Here is an 18137-nt window from a genome sequence, read left to right on the forward strand (position 1 = left end):
CGGAACTGCCGCCATTCTAAGCAACCCTGGCTCAGTTAGCACGGCTGTTCGGTCACTAGAAGGTCTCACTGTTAACGCCATAAGACCCACTAACGATTCAGCAACCAGTCATCCGGATTCTCCGGACGACCGTTGCGGCGTAACTCAAAATACAGGCCTGGCTCGGTAAATCCACCGGATTGGCCCACCTCGGCAATCACATCGCCGGCGCCCACCCAGGCACCGACGTCGCGCAACAAGGCCTGATTACGCCCATAGAGCGTCATCAGACCATCGCCATGATCGAGAATGATCAACAGGCCAAAGCCATTCAACCAGTCAGCAAACACCACCCGGCCGCGATGAATGGCATGCACGGCAGTGCCGGTATTGGCGCCAATCCACCAACCTTGCCAATTCAAGCGCGAACCGTCGATGGGACGGCCAAAACCTGCCCGTAACGAGCCGTCAACCGGCCAAGGCAGGCGACCTTTAACCTCTGCCATATCGGAGCCTTGGGGAAAATTGAACTCCAGATCGGCCAATTCCGACTGCATGCGTTCAATCAACTCATTGAGCTGTTCCTGCTCAGCTTCCTTACGCGCCAGCTCTGCTTCGGCGGCTTCGGCCTCGGCATTGAGATTGGCCAGAATCTGGCTGCGCCGGTTCTTTTGCTGCGCCAGCTCGTCGCGCGTCTGCGCCAATTGTTGACGATCGTTCTGCAACTGCTCGGTCAATTGCTCTTGTTCGTCAATATTAGCCGACAGCCGCTCGGATCGTTCCACCCAAGCCTGCAAGGCGGCATTTTGATCCTCGTTGAGGATGGCGAAGTAGTGCATCTGCCGTGCCAGCTCTTCCGGGCGCTGGCCGGACAACAATAATTTGATCAGCGGCTGATTGTTTTGCTTATAAGCCAGACGCAGGATGGCACGAATGGTATCGCGCTGTTCCGCCTGCTTTTGTTCCAGATCGCGCTGTTCGGCGGTCAGCGCATCCAGTTGATTGCGTGCCTGAGTCAACCGCGACTCGGTTTCGCGCAAGCGTCGATTGTTTTCACCCAGACGTCGCTCAGTGGTTTCCAGGGCCTGGCGCTGTTCCGAGACATCGTTGCGCCGGGAACGCAATTCCGCTTCCAGCGCCTGGATCTGACCTTGCAACTGTTGCAGTTCGCGTTGCCGCAAGGTCAGATCATCTTCCGCCCAGGCCGACAGCCACAACGGTGCGACGAGACAGAACCCGAGCACACAGAAAAGACGGAAAAAAAGGAAAGGACGTACCAAGTCAGCGGAGCCCGGATTCAAATGCATTGGCATGGGCACAGCAGGCTACCCCAAGCAGACCAGCGACGCCAGGGGACCGGGCGGCCCCCTTTCGTCACCTTTACCAGCGGCCCGTTCAGGCGCTTAGCTTTCGATCAGACTGTGGCCAGTCATCTCGGACGGTTGCTGCAGACCCATCATCGCCAGCAAGGTTGGCGCGATGTCAGCCAAACGACCTTCAGCCAGCTTGGCGTTCTTGTTGGTTTCAGTGACATAAACCAACGGCACCGGGAAGGTAGTGTGACTGGTCACGGCACCGCCGGATTCCGGATCGACCATCAGCTCAGCATTACCATGGTCTGCGGTAATCAGTACTTCACCGCCAGCGCGCAAGGCCGCTTCGGTGACTTTGGCCAGCGCTTCATCAAGCGCTTCCACCGCTTTAATAGCCGCGTCCATCTTGCCGGTGTGGCCGACCATATCGCCGTTGGCGTAGTTGCAGACAATCAGATCGTAAGTGCCGTCATCAATTGCCTTAACCAGTTTTTCGGTCACTTCCGGGGCGCTCATTTCCGGTTGCAGATCGTAGGTGGCGACCTTGGGTGACGGCACCAGAATACGATCTTCACCGTCGAAGACGTCTTCACGACCACCATTAAAGAAGAAGGTGACGTGAGCGTATTTTTCGGTCTCAGCAATGCGCAGTTGTTTCTTGCCCTGTTGCTCCATCACCTCACCGAGCGTATTGCTCAGCAACTCCGGCGGATACGCCACCGGCGCGTCGATGTCGGCGGCGTATTCGGTCAGGCAGACAAAGGCGCCCAGCGTCGGACGCACCGAGCGATCCAGATCAGATTCCAGGCCATCATCGATGATGGCGCGGGTGATTTCGCGGGCGCGGTCGGGACGGAAGTTCATAAAGACAACGGCATCGCCGTCTTCGAGTTTCACCGCTTCGCCGCCTTCAGCACGGATCGAGGAAGCCGGCACGAATTCGTCGTCTTTATCCTGATCGTAAGCCGCCGACAGCGCATCCATTGGCGTACCGGCAACGATGTCGGCCTTGCCCTGGGTCAGCAGATCGTAGGCAGCCTGGACGCGCTCCCAACGGTTATCGCGGTCCATGGCGTAGTAACGACCGATCAGCGAGACGATGCCGCCAACACCCAGTTTTTCCAGTTTGCTTTCCAGCTTTTCAATCGACGGCAGGGCCGAACGCGGCGGTGTATCACGACCATCCAGGAAGGCATGAACATAGACTTTATCGGCGCCACGTTTAACGGCCAGATCGACCATGGCGTGAATATGATCTTCATGAGCGTGCACGCCACCGGGCGACAGCAGACCGAGAATATGCACCGCTTTACCACTGGATACAGCCTTGTCTACGGCCTTGGTCAGCTCGGGGTTTTCATAAAAGGCACCGTCTTCGATGTCTTTGGTGATGCGGGTCAGTTGCTGATAAACGATGCGACCGCTGCCCAGATTCATATGGCCGACTTCAGAGTTACCCATCTGGCCCTCGGGCAGGCCGACGTTCATGCCCGAGGTGTGAATCAGTGAATGCGGATATTCCTGCCACAACCGCTTCCAGGTCGGGGCCTTGGCTTTTTCGATGGCATTGGACTGAGACGTCTCACTGTGGCCAAAGCCGTCGAGAATCACCAGTACTGCTGGCTTTGCAACCGCCATGGGTCTACCTCCAACTTAATTATGAGTTCAATAATGTAGGAAAATTACATAGCGTTAGTGTACTGATTCCGCGGCCATCTAGCGAGTCTGACGACGGCCGGGTCTGGCTATCGCCACGATTGCTTGCCTGCGGCTATGGCTGGCCGGGTCGCTGGTGTATACTCCGGCGCTTAATTTTTCACCGTCTTTAGAGTCAGGACCTTATGCTCCAACAACTGTTCGAATTCGTGATCAACCATTGGATTTTGGCGGCCATCTGGGTGGCGCTGTTAGCAGCCCTGCTGGCGACCGAAAGCAGCAAAGGCGGTAAAGGTGTTTCGCCACAGCAGGCAACCACCCTGATCAACAGCCAGGACGCCAAAGTCGTCGACCTGCGCCCCAAAGACGAATACCGCAAAGGTCATCTGCCCGGCGCCATCAATATTCCCTCGCGTGAATTTGCCAACCGCATGAGCGAACTGGACGCCTATAAAGACAAGCCCATCATCCTGGTTTGCAAAACCGGCACCAGTGCCGGCGCCAGCGGCGCTTTGCTGACCAAGGCCGGCTACAAAAACTTGCACAAACTGCGTGGTGGCGTTCTGGAATGGCAAAACTCCAGCTTGCCACTGGTAAAGTCTTAATCCTATCTGTCCAAGCGAGTTAATCCTGATGGCACAGCAAGCAACAGTCACTTTATACACGACTCGCTGGTGCGGTTTTTGTGCCCGCGCCAAAGCGCTGCTGGAACATAAAGGCGCTCGCTACACGGAAATCCCGGTCGACGACGAACCGGAAAAGCGACAGGAAATGATGCAGTTAAGCGGCCGTTACACCGTGCCGCAAATCTGGGTTGGCGATGTCCATGTCGGCGGTTGCGACGAGCTTTATGCCCTAGAACACAGTGGCCAGCTCGACCAGTTGCTGAACCAGGAGAGCGACCCTCATTAACGCTTTGAGTATTTTTTAGCATTCAACACCGGAGTCATCATGAGCGAACAACAAAAACCACAATTCGGCATTCAACGCATCTACACCCGGGACGTTTCTTTCGAATCACCCAACACCCCAGCAATCTTTCAGCAGGAATGGAAACCTCAGGTCAAACTCGATCTGAACACCAAAACCCGTGAGCTGAGCGAAGGTGTTTACGAAGTCATCCTGGTGGTTACCGTGGAATCCAAACTGGGTGAAACCACCGCCTTTTTGGTCGAAGTTCAACAGGCCGGCATCTTTAACCTGGGCGGTTTCACCGAAGACGCCCGCGACCAGATGCTGGGCGCCTACTGCCCATCGCTGCTGTTCCCTTACGCCCGCGAAGCAGTCGATTCTGCCGTCACCAAAGGCAGCTTCCCGGCGCTGATGCTGGCGCCGGTTAACTTCGACGTGCTGTTCCAGCAGAGCAAGCAAAAGCAGGGTGAATCGGCGCAAGCCCCTAACTGATTTGTTACTCAGCTAACAACAAAAATTTGCCGGGAACGAGGCCGCTGTACGTCTCCCGCCACCTGGCCGCGCAAAAACGACGGCCTTTTCCGGCTCCCTGATGGAGTCGATGCATAAAGAGGGCTGTTCGTGAACCAGGGTGACAAGCGGTCACCTCTTCTGGCCGCGTTTCAACAAAGCCCCTCGCCCCAGGCAGTCTGTAACGGGACAGGGCTTATTCTCCAGGTCAATGCCGCTTGGCATTCCTGGTTTGGTTGCACCGACGATATCGTTGGTGCGCCTCTGCACACTTTTCTTCCAGCCCTGCACGACCAGTTCCTGGCCGGCCTGGAGAATCCATCTCGGCTGATTACCAACAGCGCCAGCAACCAGCGCGTTGAGGTTCGCCTGCTGGCGTTCGACGATGCTGGTGAACAGGGATTTATCGTCATCGTCGGGGCAGACCAGGAAGGCCGCTGCCTGCACCAGCGGCTGACACCGCTGTTTGAATCGAGCCTCGACGGCATTGCCTTTATCGGCACCGACGGTCGTTATCAACTGGCCAACCAGGCCTTTTTCGACATGCTCGGGCGCAATGCCAGCGACATCATCGGTCGCTCCTTTACCGACTTTATTGCCGCCGACCATCTGTCCGGTGATATCAACAGCCTGCAGCAAAAACTGCTTAACGGCGACGTCGGCGGCCTGTTCGAGATCCACTACAGCCACGCCGAAGGTCATTGGATACCGGCGTCCATACGCCCGGTTCCGGTCACCGATGATGCTGGCAATCCGGCGGGCGTCTGGTCGATCAGCCGCGACAGCAGCTTGCGCAATCAACTGATCGAAAGCCTGACCAGCAGCGAACGCCGTTTCCGCGCGCTGTTTCGCAACAGCCTCGATGCCATCGCCTTCTGGGGCAACCAGAACCAGCTGCGCTACGCCAACCAGGCCTACCTGGATATGACCGGTTACAGCCGCGAAGAGCTCAGTAACCTGGCATTCGCCGACCTGCTGCCACCGGGTTGGGAAGAAACCGAGGCGGAATTCCGTCAGCAACTCAATGAACGCGGCTACACCGACGTGATTGAAACCGAGATCATGCACAAAGGCGGACAAGTGGTGCCGATCTCCATCCGCGCCAGCGCCTTCCGCGACAGTCGCGGCGAGATCAACGGTTCCTGGTTTATTCTGCGCGACATCAGCAGCTATAAGCAGGCGCTGAATCAGTTGCGACACAGCCAGAACATGCTGCAGCAAACCAACCGCATGGCGCGCATTGGCGGCTGGGAATTCGACAGCCAACGTCAGCAATTCAGCTTCACCGAAGAGACTTACCGCATACTGGCCATTCCACAGGCCTACGACAAAGGCCTCGACAGCATCCTCAAGCTGTTCAATCCCGGCTCGCAAAAACGCCTGCTGCATGAAGTCGCACGCACCCAGGACAGCGGCCAGCCGACCGATTTCGAAGTCAGGCTGGATGGCTTTGAACCGGCACGCTGGCTGCGCATCAGCGCTCAGACCGCCATCGATTCCAGCGAACGCAGTTATGTGGTTGGCGCCATCCAGGACATTTCCGAGTTCAAAGCACGCCAGCGCAGCCTGGAAAACGACCGCGACACCTTCCAGCATCTGGCCTTCCACGATCCCCTGACCGGCCTGCCCAATCGGCTGTTACTGGAAGATCGCTTCCAGCAACTGAGCTTTGCGGCGGAGCGACGCGGCGGTCATGTTGCCATCCTGGTGATCGACCTGGATGACTTCAAAATCATCAATGATCAGCGCGGCCATCCGGCGGGCGATGCGTTACTGCGTGCCATTGCTGAACGGCTGCGCAACTGCGTGCGCCAGTCCGACACCGTGGCGCGGCTCGGCGGTGACGAGTTTATCGTCCTGGCCAGCCTCGACAACGCCAACGAGATCGAAACCATCGCCAGCAAGCTGTTCGAAGAATTACAACTGCCCATCGACTGGAGCGGCCAAACTTTCAACAGCCAATGTTCCATGGGCGTAGCGGTCTATCCGCACCAGGGTGGCGACTTCAACAGCCTTTACGAAGCCGCCGATCAGGCCATGTATCAAGCCAAGGCCGGTGGTAAGAACCGCTATCTGTCCTTTGTTGCTACGGATGAATAGCCGCAACGACTGAAACGTCTCAACGCATTGAGGCTGGCGCACCCATGAAACAAGTGTTTCAATGACGAAAGACTTGTTTCATGGACGCCCCATGCCACTTTCCGATCGCATCCAGCAACACTGGGCCGAACTCCCCCCTACCGAACGACGCGTCGCCGAATTCCTGCTCGCCGAAGCCAATCGTGCCGCCACCTATTCGCTGACCGAACTGAGCCAGTTGCAAGGCGTCAGCAAAGCCACTGTCAGTCGCTTATTCCGGCGCCTGGGTTTCGATGATTTCAACGCTGCGCGCGAAGTTTTACGGCAATCGCCCAACCCCGGCAGTCCACTGCTACCACGCGCCGGTGACGCCACCGACCTGGACAGCCATCTGGCGCAAGAGCGCAGCAACACCCAAACCTGGCTCGGTACCGATCATCTCGATGAACTGATCAGCGGCCTCTATCAGGCACGCCGACTCTATTGCCTGGGCTTACGCAACAACTTCCCGCTGGCGCTGCATGCTGAAACCCAATGGCTGCAACTGCGCGACAGCGTTCAGGCGCTGCCACGGCCAGGCCAATCGTTGTCGGAACAACTGGGCCCGCTCGACGCTGACGACTGGGTGGTGCTCTTTGGTCTGCGCCGACGCCATCAGGGCTTTCGTCGTTTAATCAGCCAACTGCTGGCCGGGCCAGCAACTCTGGTGCTGATCAGCGAACCCGGCTACCAACCACCGAATCGTCCCGAACATCATCTGGTATTACCGCTCGAATCCACCGGCCCTTTTGCCAGCTATGCCGCCCCCATGAGTTGGGTGTCGCTGATAGCCAACGGCATGATGCAGCGCTTTCCACAAGCAACGCGCGAGCGCATTGAACGCATCGAACAAAGCTATCATCGGCTGGACGAGTTGGAACCCTGATCAACCTTGCCTAAGAAACACTTGTTTCTTAGTATGAAATAAACGAAACGTACGTTACCGGAAACCGTGCCATGCCTTACGCCCTCACCAGCCCCCACTTTCTGGCCACCGAAGCCGGCGCCAGCGTTCTGGCCGATGGCGGCACCGCCATCGAAGCCATGGTGGCCGCCGCCGCTGCTATCGCTGTCGCCTATCCGCATATGAACGGCCTCGGTGGTGATGGCTTTTGGCTGATCAGTCCGGCCGGACGCAAACCCATCGCCATCGATGCCACCGGCAGCGCCGCCGCTGAGGCCAGCATCGATGGTTATCGTGCCCTGGGTTTTGAGAGCATTCCCGACCGCGGCGGTCGTTCGGCGTTGACCACCGCTGGCGCGGTTGCCGGCTGGCAGGCCGCGCTCGACTTACTGCCCAGCCACCGGCCGCTTCAGGATTTACTCGCACCGGCACTGGATCTGGCGCGCAGCGGCATCCGCGTCACCGACAGCCTGGCTGCAGCATCCGCCAAGGTGTCCGCAGAATTCACGACCTTCACCGGCTATCAATCGATCTACACGCCGGATAATCGCCCGTTGAACACAGGCGAGCAGTTGCGCAATCCCAAGCTGGCCGACACCCTGGAACATCTGGCCATTGCCGGTTTAAACGACTTCTATCAGGGCGATGTCGGCCAGAGCCTGGCGCGCAGCCTCGATAAGGCGGGCAGTCCGCTGACGCGCAGCGATTTGCAAAACTACCGGGTGCGCCAGCCGCAGGCGCTGACCACCAAAACCCGCGATGGCGACCTGTTTAACTTCCCGGCACCGACTCAGGGCCTGGCCTCGCTGATGATCCTGGCGCTGTTCGACCGGGTGCGTGATCAAGCCAAGAGCGAGGCCGACCGGGTTCATCTGCTGGTCGAATGCACCAAAGTCGCCTTTCGCGCCCGCGATCGTCTGATCGCCGACCCCGATCACCTGCCGCCGGCTTACTTCAATCAACTGGAAGGCGACAACCTCGACGCCCTGGCGCATCAGGTTCAACTTAACCGCGCCGCGCCCTGGCCTCACCCGGCCAAACCCGGCGATACCGTCTGGCTCGGCTGCGTCGATGCCGACGGCACCATGGTCAGCTACATCCAGAGCCTGTACTGGGAATTCGGTTCGGGCGTGGTGTGCCCCGACACCGGCATCGTCTGGACCAATCGCGGCCTCAGCTTCAAGCTCGATAACAGCCATCCCAACCGGCTGCGTCCCGGTGCCCGGCCATTCACCACACTGAACCCGGCCTACGCTGACCTGAGCGGTGGCGACCGCCTGGTTTACGGCACCATGGGCGGTGAGGGCCAGCCGCAAACCCAGGCGGCCTTGATGATGCGGCATCTGCTGGAAGGTCGTTCGCTGGAAGACAGCATCGCCGACGGCCGCTGGCTGCTCGGTCGCACCTGGGGCGACAGCAGCAACAACCTGAAGCTGGAGGCCGATCTGGCGGCGCGTATCGCCGGCGATCTGCAACACCGCGGCCACGATCTGGTCAGCGTTCCCGAACACAGCGAAATGATGGGCCATGCCGGTGCCATTCGTCGCTACGCCAATGGCCGACTCGAGGCCGCAACCGATCCGCGCAGCGACGGCCGCGCCCTGGTTCAAAACTGACCTTAGGAGAATTATTGATGGAAGCCTTCAGTTCCGCCCTGCCACTGATCCTTACCCTGGCAGCCACCGGTGTATTCGCTGGCATTCTCGCTGGCCTACTCGGCGTCGGCGGCGGCATCGTCATCGTGCCGGTATTGTTTTTCGTGTTTCAGGGACTGGGTGTTTCCGCCGACTCGGCCATGATCATCGCTACCGCCACCTCGCTGGCGACCATCATTCCCACCTCGCTCAGCTCCATCCGCGCCCACCACGCCAAAGGCAATGTCGATTTCGCCCTGCTCAAACTCTGGGCGCCGTTTGTGCTGCTCGGCGTGTTGCTGGCCAGTTATCTGGTGACCATCGCCGAAGGCGAATGGCTGACCACTCTGTTCGGGGTCATCGCCACCCTGGCGGCGCTGAACATGTTGCTGCGCGCTGGCAGCCCGCCGATGTTTCAACGCCTGCCCAGCAAAGCCGGGCAATCCATTATGGCGGCGTTAATCGGTTTGTTTTCCGCACTGGTCGGCATCGGTGGCGGTACTCTGAGCGTTCCCACCCTGACCGCCTGCAACTACCCGGCGCATCGTGCCGTCGGTACCGCCGCCGCCATTGGTCTGATTATTTCTCTGCCGGCCGCCCTCACCTTGTTGATTGCCGGCCAGACGCCGATCGATGCACCGGCCGGCACTTACGGCCTGGTCAATTTGCTCGGCTTTATCTGCATCGTGCCGCTGACGGTTTTGTTCGCACCGGTCGGTGCGCGTATTGCCCATGCACTCGACGCCACCAAGCTGAAAAAAGTCTTTGCCATTGTTTTGCTGATCACCGGTGTGCGCATGCTCGCGCAGCTGGTGCTCTGATCCTGAACTGAGGTTTTTCCATGCCCGCACCTGAACAGCAACGCCTGAACCCGCCACCGCGCCTGTTGATGGGTCCGGGGCCGATCAACGCTTATCCGCGCGTGTTGAATGCGCTGTCGACGCAACTGATCGGCCAATATGACCCGGTGATGACCGGCTATATGAACGATGTGATGGCGCTCTATCGCGGCGTCTTCGATACCCGGAACCGCTGGACCTTGATGGTCGACGGCACCGCCCGCGCCGGCATCGAAGCGGTGCTGGTCTCAGTCATCGAACCGGGCGATAAGGTGCTGGTGCCAGTCATGGGCCGTTTCGGTCATCTGCTGGTGGAAATTGCCGAACGCGCCGGCGCCGAGGTACACAGCATTGACGTGCCCTGGGGCGAAGTTGCCCAGCCGGAACAGGTTGAAGCGGCGATTAAAAAGGTGCGGCCCAAGCTGCTCGCCACCGTTCAGGGCGATACCTCGACCACCATGCTGCAACCGCTGGCTGAACTCGGCGCGCTGTGCCAACAGTACGATGTGCTGTTCTACTGCGACGCCACTGCCTCCATCGGCGGCAATAGGCTGAAAACCGATGAATGGGGATTGGATGCCGTTTCTGCCGGTTTACAAAAATGCCTCGGCGGCCCGTCGGGCATTGCGCCGATCACCCTCAGCGACCGCTTTGTCGAGGTGATCCGCAAACGCCACCACATTGAAGCCGGTTTGCGCGCCAGCGATAGCGACGAAGAACTCGGCCCGCGCATCCGCTCCAACTATTTCGACCTGCCGATGATCCTCGACTACTGGAGCGAAAAGCGCCTCAACCACCACACCGAAGCCACCTCCATGCTCTACTGCGCGCGCGAATGCGGACAGATCATGGCCGAGGAAGGCCTCGATGCCTGCGTCGAACGCCACCGGATGCACGGCAACGCCATGCTCGCCGGTCTGACCGCGATGAATCTAAAACCCTACGGCAACCTCGAACACCGCATGAACAACGTCTGCGCAGTCTTTATTCCCGACGGCATCGACGGCGAAGCGGTACGCGCTGTGCTGCTGAACGACTTCAACATCGAGATCGGCACTTCCTTCGGCCCGCTCGCCGGCAAGGTCTGGCGCGTCGGCACCATGGGTTACAACGCCCGGATGGATGCCGTACTCACCACCCTCTCGGCGCTGGAGCATTGTCTGCGCCGCGCTGGCCATTCCTTTACGGCAGGCGCCGCTATCGACGCCGCCTACCAAAGCTATCGGAGTCTTGCATGAGTTCCTTCGGAACGGGCGCACTAAAATGGTGCGACGAACTCGCCACCCTGACCGCCACTCCCGGCCAGATGGAACGTTGTTACCTGACTGACCAGCATCGCCAGGCCAATGCTCTGGTTGCCAGCTGGCTGCAGGCGGCAGATCTGCCTTCCTGGCAGGACGCTGCGGGCAATCTTTGGGGACGCTTAGCCGCCGATAATCCCGACGCTCCAGTGGTCATTCTCGGCTCGCATCTCGACACCGTTCCCAACGGCGGCATCTACGACGGCATTCTCGGTGTGGTGCTGCCGCTGTTGGTGATGATCGAGCTAAAGAATCAAGGCACCAAACTGCCGTTTCACCTCGATCTGGTCGGCTTCGGTGATGAAGAAGGTTCGCGCTTCAGCTCCACCTTGCTTGGCAGCCGCGCGGTGATCGGCCAGTGGGACCCGAACTGGGCCGCCATCAAAGACACCAACGGCATCAGCATGGCCGAAGCCTTCGAGCGATTCGGGCTCGACATCAACGCCGTCGGCCAGGCCAGCCGTGCCGGTGAATCGGTGCTGGCTTACCTGGAAACCCATATCGAACAAGGCCCGGTACTCGAAGCTGAAGACTTACCGGTCGGCATCGTCACCGCCATCGCCGGGGCGCGCCGCTTTAACATCGACTTCACCGGCATGGCTGGCCACGCCGGCACCGTGCCGATGCATCTGCGCCGCGATGCACTGGCCGCCGCCGCCGAATTTACGCTGATCGTGGAAAGGGTCGCCCGCGAGCACGGCGTCACCGCCACGGTCGGCCGAATTCAGGCCAAGCCAGGCGCGGTCAATGTCATTGCCGGCAACGCCCAGATCAGCCTCGACATCCGCAGCGAAAAAGACAACGAACGCGATTCCGCGCTGGATATGATCTGGGACACCGCCAAAGTCGCCTGCGCCGAACGCGGCATCGAGATGAGCTGGAAAGAAATTCACGCTGCACCGGCCGTTGCTTGCGACGACCAACTGCAAAGCACCCTGGCCAGCGCCATCGAACAGCTCGGCCTAAAACCGCGCTACCTGCACAGCGGCGCCGGTCACGATGCGATGGCCATGGCGTCTATCTGCCCGGTCGGCATGTTGTTCGTGCGTTGCGAAGGCGGCATCAGCCACCATCCGGATGAATCGATCACCGCCGAAGATGCCGAAGTGGCCGGGCAGGTGTTGAAAGATTGGCTGCTCGCGCTGGCAAATCGCCAGGGCTAGATGGTCATCCCGGAACGGCGCCAGCCGTATCCGGGATCTCCAGCGGGAAACCCAAAGGGGTCCCTCGCCGCTGAATTCGACTAACCGCGATACACCCCGACATTCGCAAAGCCAGCGTCCTGCAAATGCAACGCATGCAGCTTGCTCATTACGCCTTTATCGCAATACAGCAGGTATTGCTTAGCGCCATCGAGCTCGGCAAAACGACGGTTGAGGCTGTAAAACGGAATCTGCACCACTTCGCGATCAGCCAATTCCAACGGCTCGGCCTCGGCTTCGCTGGGGTGACGCACATCGATCACCACGGCATCGGCCGCGCTCAAACTGGGCAGGCTTTGGTTCAGCGATTCCTGATCGGTCCAGGTCAACTGATCAACATTCTCGATACGCCGCTCGGCGATCGCCGCTTCCAGCACCGCCATATCAAAAGCCGATTCGGCTTCAAGCAAAGCCGGTCGTTTGCAGGCTGCGTTCGGTTTGCGTGAAATCACGCCGCAGTATTCCGGCATGCGCTCAGCAAAGGACGCAGTTCCCAAAGCGCGTGCCTGGTCGATGATGGTCGGCTTGTCGGTGACGATCAGCGGACGAATCACCAAACGGTCGGTGACTTCGTCGATCAGGTTCAGGTTCGGCATGGTCTGGCTCGATACCTGCGACAGGCATTCGCCGGTCACCAGCGCCGGAATATTCTGCTCTTCGGCGATGCGCTCGGCCGCGCGCATCATCATGCGCTTGAGCACCACGCCCATATAGCGGTCTTCGACCTGAGTCAGAATTTCCTCGACCACGCCCTCAAACGGCGCCGAAATAAAGTGCGTCTTGTGTGAGGCACCGTACTTCTTCCACAGGTAATAGGTGACTTCCTTAACGCCATTTTCGTGCGCCGCACCACCGAGGTTGAAGAACAGAAAATGGTTTTTCACACCACGGCGCAGCATCTGGAAGGCCGCCACCGTCGAGTCGAAACCACCACTGACCAGGGTCAGCACCGATTCCTGAGTGCCCAGCGGATAACCGCCCAGACCCGGCCGCTTGTTCTCAACCACATAAAAACGGTTGTGTTTGATTTCCAGGCGGATTTCCAGATCCGGGTTCTTTAAGCGCACGCCGGCCGCCGCGCTTTGCTGATTCAAGCCTCCACCGACATAACGCTCAACGTCGATGGAGGTGAAATCGTGCTCGCCGATGCGTTTACAGCGTACACAAAAGGTTTTACCCGCCAGCGCTTCACCCCAAACCTCGAGTGTCGCCGCCACCATGGCATCGAAATCAGTCAGTGGAAATTCCTGTACCGCCTGAACCTGGCTGATGCCCGGCACACATTCCAGCGCCTGGGCGACGGCTTCGTTGACCACCTCGGCGGTGTCATCCGGAGTGCGCACTGAGATGGCGTCCCAGCTGTTGACCACCTTCACGCCAGCGCAGATAGGGCGCAGTACATTGCGCAGATTTTGCGCCAGACTCTTGGTCATCAGCTGACGAACCGGCTTGGTTTTAATGGTGATCTCAGGAAAGAGTTTGACAATAAACTTCATGGGTCTGACCAGACGGGTGGAGTCGGTAATTTGAAGGGCGCGGAGTATAGCCGGACGGCGCTTAATTTTCATCCGCAGTGCGGACTTTCAACTTCGCACCAAAATAGCGCACCATTGCTGAGCATTGCCATTAAAGACGCACCATATTAGTGCCTCGCTATTGTACAAAACCGGCATAAAAGCCCATGATAACGCCAATCTAACGGCCATTGACGCGTGGCATAAGAATTGCTGAAACGGACGACACTGTTCACACTATTGGTGCTTAGGCACCGGTTAGACAACAACCTTTGGTGGATCAGGTGCGCAAAACGGTAACCGTGCACCTTAAAGGTGCCGCCCCCGACCGGCGAAACCGAAACCGCACATTAAGCTCACCGGCCAAGATGGCCGTTCAACCTGGAGATACACAATGTCAGCGAAAACTCTGAAGCTGCTCAAAGATATCGACGCCAAGTGGGTCGACCTGCGCTTTACCGATACCAAGGGTAAAGAGCAGCACGTTTCTATCCCGGCCAGCGAAGTTGACGAAAACTTCTTCACCGACGGCAAAATGTTCGACGGTTCTTCCATCGCTGGTTGGAAAGGCATTAACGAATCCGACATGATTCTGATGCCGGACGACGAAGCCTCCTTCGCCGATCCGTTCTTCGAAGACGCCACTGTCGTGGTTCGCTGCAACATCGTTGAACCTTCAACCGGCGAAGGCTACAACCGTGACCCGCGTTCTGTTGCTCAGCGTGCTGAGGAATACCTGAAATCTACCGGCCTGGGCGACACCGCCATGTTCGGTCCGGAACCTGAATTCTTCATCTTCGACGACGTTAAGTGGGGCGCCGATATCTCTGGTGCGTTCTACAAAGTCAGCTCTGAAGAAGCCGCCTGGTCTTCTGAAAAAGTCTTCGAAGACGGCAACATGGGTCACCGCCCGGGCATCAAAGGCGGTTACTTCCCGGTTCCTCCGGTCGACAGCCTGCACGACATCCGCGCCGCCATGTGCGAAGCCATGGAAGAAATGGGCCTGGAAATTGAAGTACACCACCACGAAGTGGGCACCGCTGGTCAGTGTGAAATTGGCGTTGGCGCCAACTCTCTGACCAAGAAAGCCGACGAAGTGCAAATCCTCAAGTACGCGGTTCACAACGTTGCTCACGGCTACGGCAAAACCGCTACCTTCATGCCTAAGCCGCTGGTTGGCGATAACGGCAGCGGTATGCACGTGCACATGTCTTTCTCCAAAGACGGGGTTAACCAGTTCGCGGGTGATGACTACGCTGGCCTGTCTGAAACGGCTCTGTACTACATCGGCGGTATCATCAAGCACGCTCGCGCTCTGAACGCCTTTGCCAACGCTTCGACCAACTCTTATAAGCGTCTGGTTCCTGGCTTCGAAGCGCCGGTCATGCTGGCTTACTCAGCCCGTAACCGTTCTGCTTCTATCCGTGTGCCTTGGGTTTCCTCTCCGAAAGGTAAGCGTATCGAAGTGCGTTTCGGCGACCCGACCGCTAACCCTTACCTGATGTTCTCCGCCTACCTGATGGCTGGCCTGGACGGCATCAAGAACAAGATTCACCCGGGCGACTCGGCCGATAAAGACCTGTACGACCTGCCGCCGGAAGAAAAAGACAAGTACCCGACTGTCTGCTCCAGCCTGGAACAAGCGTTGAACGCCCTGAGCGCCGACCGCGAATTCCTGAAAGCGGGCGGTGTATTCGACGACGACATGATCGACGCTTACATCGAACTGAAGATGGAAGAAGTCACTCGCATCCAGATGACGACTCATCCGGTCGAATTCGACATGTACTATTCCGTCTAAGGGCAGTCGGTCTAAACCCACTGTTAAAAAAGTTTAAAAAAGAGAGTCAAAACAAAGCCGGCCTTGCGCCGGCTTTTTTGTGTGCTTGACGCTGCCATCCAGCCAGGAAAAGCGAAAATTTCCAAATATTCCCACGAATTTGCCGATTTTTCTCATATTACAACGTCGCTTACCACGATAAATCAAACGGCCGTCCTTTAAGCTGTTCGAGCTGGAAAAGCGAGGCATCGACTCGCCGCCTATATTCTCTCACAAGGACAGGGAAGATGATGACACACCACCCAAACTCCAAGCTTCACCGCGGTTTATTAATCGCCACTCTGGTTACCGCTGCTGCACTTGCAGGCTGTGACGAAACCACCTCAAAACCCAAACCTCCCGCCCCGGAACGGCCAAGCAAAGCCGCCGAACTGAAACTGCAACCCGAAGGCATCAAAGCCTTTCATTTCAGTTGGCAAGCGGTCGACGGTGCCGACTATTACCAACTGAAAGAAAATCGCGGTGCCGACCATATGGATTACGACAGCCTGGCCGGTGCCGAAAAAATTCTCGCCAGCGACGCCGACAGTGACGGCATTGTGCATTTCACCGAAACCGATGTGCCACTCTATGCGCGCAACAACCACACCTATTTGCTCAGCACCTGTTATCACCTGGGCAACGACAAGGACCATTGTGTCGATGGCGAAACACTGCCGGTCAAGAACAACCTGAATAATCTGGTCGATGCCATTGGTTATGTGAAGGCGAGTAATACAGCCGCTCGTGACCAATTCGGCTGGTCCGTCAGCCTGAACAAAGACGGCACGGTGATGGCGGTTGGGGCATACGGTGAAGACGACAATCCGGACGCAGGACAGGGAAACAACAATTTAAATAATTCAGGAGCCGTCTATATCTACACGAAAGACCCCGAGGCCGGTTGGCAAGCGCCGATCTATCTGAAAGCAAACGATGCCAGCGCCAATGATCTTTTTGGCAACTCAGTCAGCCTTAACGAAAACGGCACGGTTTTGGCGGTGGGCGCGCCCCATAAGGACGCTGAAACAGACAAAGAAGTCGGTGCCGTTAATGTGTTTCGTTACGATGAGAGTAAGAATGAGTGGCTGCCAGAGGCGACTTTGCGACCCGAAAAGCCTGTTGCGCGTGCCTCTTTCGGTCATTCCGTCAGCCTGGATGCCAGCGGTACCCTGCTGGCGATAGGCGCTAATCAGGATGGTAGCGCCGCCTATGTCTTTAAGTTCGAGGAAGATCAGGTGAGCGGGGAATGGCAATGGAAGCAACAAGGTGATGCGCTGAAAGGAGGCCGGGACAGCAGTATCAGCTTAAGCGCGGATGGTACGGCTTTGGCGGTTGGCTCGCCAAACGAAGATACCGTTTATTTGTACAGCCGCGAAAACAACAACTGGACGCAAAAAGGTTCCGTCAAAGGTAAAGCCACAGGCGATTATTTTGGTAACTCGGTCAGCCTTAACAAGACAGGCACTCTATTGGCGGTCGGTGCCTATCTTGAGGCTGGTGACACCAAAGGTGTCGATGGGCCTGAACCCGGCGATACAGGTGCTGGCGAATCCACACATTCTGGCGCTACCTATCTGTATGCCAAGAACGGGGAGCAGTGGGAGCAACAGGCTTACATCAAGGCCAGTAATACCGGACCGAATAATACTTTCGGCACCGTGGTCAGCCTGAGTGACGACGGACAGCGACTGGTGGTAGGCACAGGTAATGAATCTACAGAATCCGGCAGCGCCAAGGGCCTGAATGGTGACCAAACGCAGAATCCCGATTCTGATTCCGCTGGCTATTCCTCAGGCGCGGCCTACAGCTACATCCGGCGCAACAATCAATGGGAATTTGAAAGCTACATCAAAGCCGCCAATACTGGTGCGGGGGACTTCTTCGGCTACGCACTGGAGCTCAGCGGCGATGGCCGAACCTTGGCGGTCGGGGCCCCTTATGAAAGCAGCAACGGCAAAGGCGTAGGCGGTTACGATCTGGAAGCAGGCCAAAACGCCCACCCCGACGGTTATGATCCTTTAAAAAATAACGACGCTCTTGTTTCGGGCGCTGTTTACCTTTACTGATAGTGATTGTAAAAAAACCGGCTTCGCTGAAATGCGGAGCCGGTTTTTTATTTCCAGCTTGGCCGCCGGAAAAAATCAATGGGGGGCAGTCACTGAGCAGTAAGGTGCCAGCCTTTATGGCGTTACTGTGATGGGACAAAGCCTGAACCTCTGGTGGCACAACGTTTTCTCGTCAAAAACATTGCACCCCTTTGGTTCAGGCTTTTTTATTGAGCCGTCAACTGTGGGACAGCAGTGGCCTTGCGCCGGCTTTTTTGTGCGCTTGACGCTGCCATCCAGCCAGGAAAAGCGAAAATTTCCAAATATTCCCACGAATTTGCCGATTTTTCTCATATTACAACGTCGCTTACCACGATAAATCAAACGG

At 57.7% G+C, this 18137-nt stretch carries 14 protein-coding genes; 11 read left to right on the top strand and 3 right to left on the bottom strand.

All coding sequences use genetic code 11. The features are described 5' to 3' along the window. Nucleotides 1-89 precede the first annotated feature (89 nt). Nucleotides 90-1292, bottom strand: coding sequence for a murein hydrolase activator EnvC family protein (locus ACXAE6_RS01070; RefSeq protein WP_475143358.1), 1203 nt, complete (start codon nt 1290-1292; stop codon nt 90-92). A 90-nt stretch (nt 1293-1382) separates the two neighbouring features. After that, nucleotides 1383-2930: a 2,3-bisphosphoglycerate-independent phosphoglycerate mutase gene (gene gpmI / locus ACXAE6_RS01075; RefSeq protein WP_475143362.1), complete on the bottom strand. Its 1548-nt coding sequence runs from the start codon at nt 2928-2930 to the stop codon at nt 1383-1385. Nucleotides 2931-3133: 203 nt separating this feature from the next. Here gpmI and ACXAE6_RS01080 point away from each other — a divergent pair, with 203 nt between their 5' ends. From ACXAE6_RS01080 to ACXAE6_RS01120, 9 genes are all read left to right on the top strand, one after another. Further along, nucleotides 3134-3553 (top strand): rhodanese-like domain-containing protein, encoded by a 420-nt coding sequence (locus ACXAE6_RS01080; protein ID WP_392799997.1) that lies wholly within the window; start codon nt 3134-3136, stop codon nt 3551-3553. A 28-nt stretch (nt 3554-3581) separates the two neighbouring features. Further along, entirely contained in the window at nt 3582-3860 is a 279-nt protein-coding gene (grxC, locus tag ACXAE6_RS01085; RefSeq protein WP_475143365.1) for a glutaredoxin 3, read from the top strand. Nucleotides 3861-3899: 39 nt separating this feature from the next. Next, on the top strand, nt 3900-4352 hold the full coding sequence (gene secB / locus ACXAE6_RS01090; RefSeq protein ID WP_475143370.1) for a protein-export chaperone SecB: 453 nt from the start codon (nt 3900-3902) through the stop codon (nt 4350-4352). 129 nt (nt 4353-4481) lie between these two features. Further along, a complete protein-coding gene (locus tag ACXAE6_RS01095) occupies nt 4482-6470 on the top strand; it encodes a sensor domain-containing protein (protein WP_475143374.1) in 1989 nt (662 codons plus the stop codon). 91 nt (nt 6471-6561) lie between these two features. After that, the gene (locus ACXAE6_RS01100; protein WP_475143378.1) at nt 6562-7374 is read left to right on the top strand and encodes a MurR/RpiR family transcriptional regulator; all 813 of its coding nucleotides are present in this window, start codon (nt 6562-6564) and stop codon (nt 7372-7374) included. Between the two features lie 71 nt (nt 7375-7445). After that, the gene (locus tag ACXAE6_RS01105; protein ID WP_475143380.1) at nt 7446-9008 is read left to right on the top strand and encodes a gamma-glutamyltransferase family protein; all 1563 of its coding nucleotides are present in this window, start codon (nt 7446-7448) and stop codon (nt 9006-9008) included. 17 nt (nt 9009-9025) lie between these two features. Next, a complete protein-coding gene (locus tag ACXAE6_RS01110; protein ID WP_475143383.1) occupies nt 9026-9847 on the top strand; it encodes a sulfite exporter TauE/SafE family protein in 822 nt (273 codons plus the stop codon). A 20-nt stretch (nt 9848-9867) separates the two neighbouring features. Continuing rightward, nucleotides 9868-11103, top strand: a complete 1236-nt coding sequence (locus ACXAE6_RS01115; RefSeq protein WP_475143387.1) for a pyridoxal-phosphate-dependent aminotransferase family protein — start codon at nt 9868-9870, stop codon at nt 11101-11103. Beyond that, nucleotides 11100-12329, top strand: a complete 1230-nt coding sequence (locus ACXAE6_RS01120; protein ID WP_475143392.1) for an allantoate amidohydrolase — start codon at nt 11100-11102, stop codon at nt 12327-12329. Before ACXAE6_RS01115 ends, ACXAE6_RS01120 begins: the two co-directional genes overlap by 4 nt. An 80-nt stretch (nt 12330-12409) precedes the next feature. Here ACXAE6_RS01120 and thiI read toward each other — a convergent pair whose 3' ends face one another. Next, nucleotides 12410-13864, bottom strand: coding sequence for a tRNA uracil 4-sulfurtransferase ThiI (gene thiI, locus ACXAE6_RS01125; RefSeq protein WP_475143396.1), 1455 nt, complete (start codon nt 13862-13864; stop codon nt 12410-12412). A gap of 412 nt (nt 13865-14276) precedes the next feature. On the opposite strand from thiI, the gene glnA reads away from it, so the two are divergent. Both glnA and ACXAE6_RS01135 read left to right on the top strand, forming a co-directional pair. Further along, entirely contained in the window at nt 14277-15683 is a 1407-nt protein-coding gene (glnA, locus tag ACXAE6_RS01130; protein ID WP_392799973.1) for a glutamate--ammonia ligase, read from the top strand. Nucleotides 15684-15949: 266 nt separating this feature from the next. Beyond that, nucleotides 15950-17770: an FG-GAP repeat protein gene (locus ACXAE6_RS01135; protein ID WP_475143399.1), complete on the top strand. Its 1821-nt coding sequence runs from the start codon at nt 15950-15952 to the stop codon at nt 17768-17770. Nucleotides 17771-18137: the final 367 nt, after the last annotated feature.

The organism is Saccharospirillum sp. ABV4_185 (assembly GCF_056159245.1).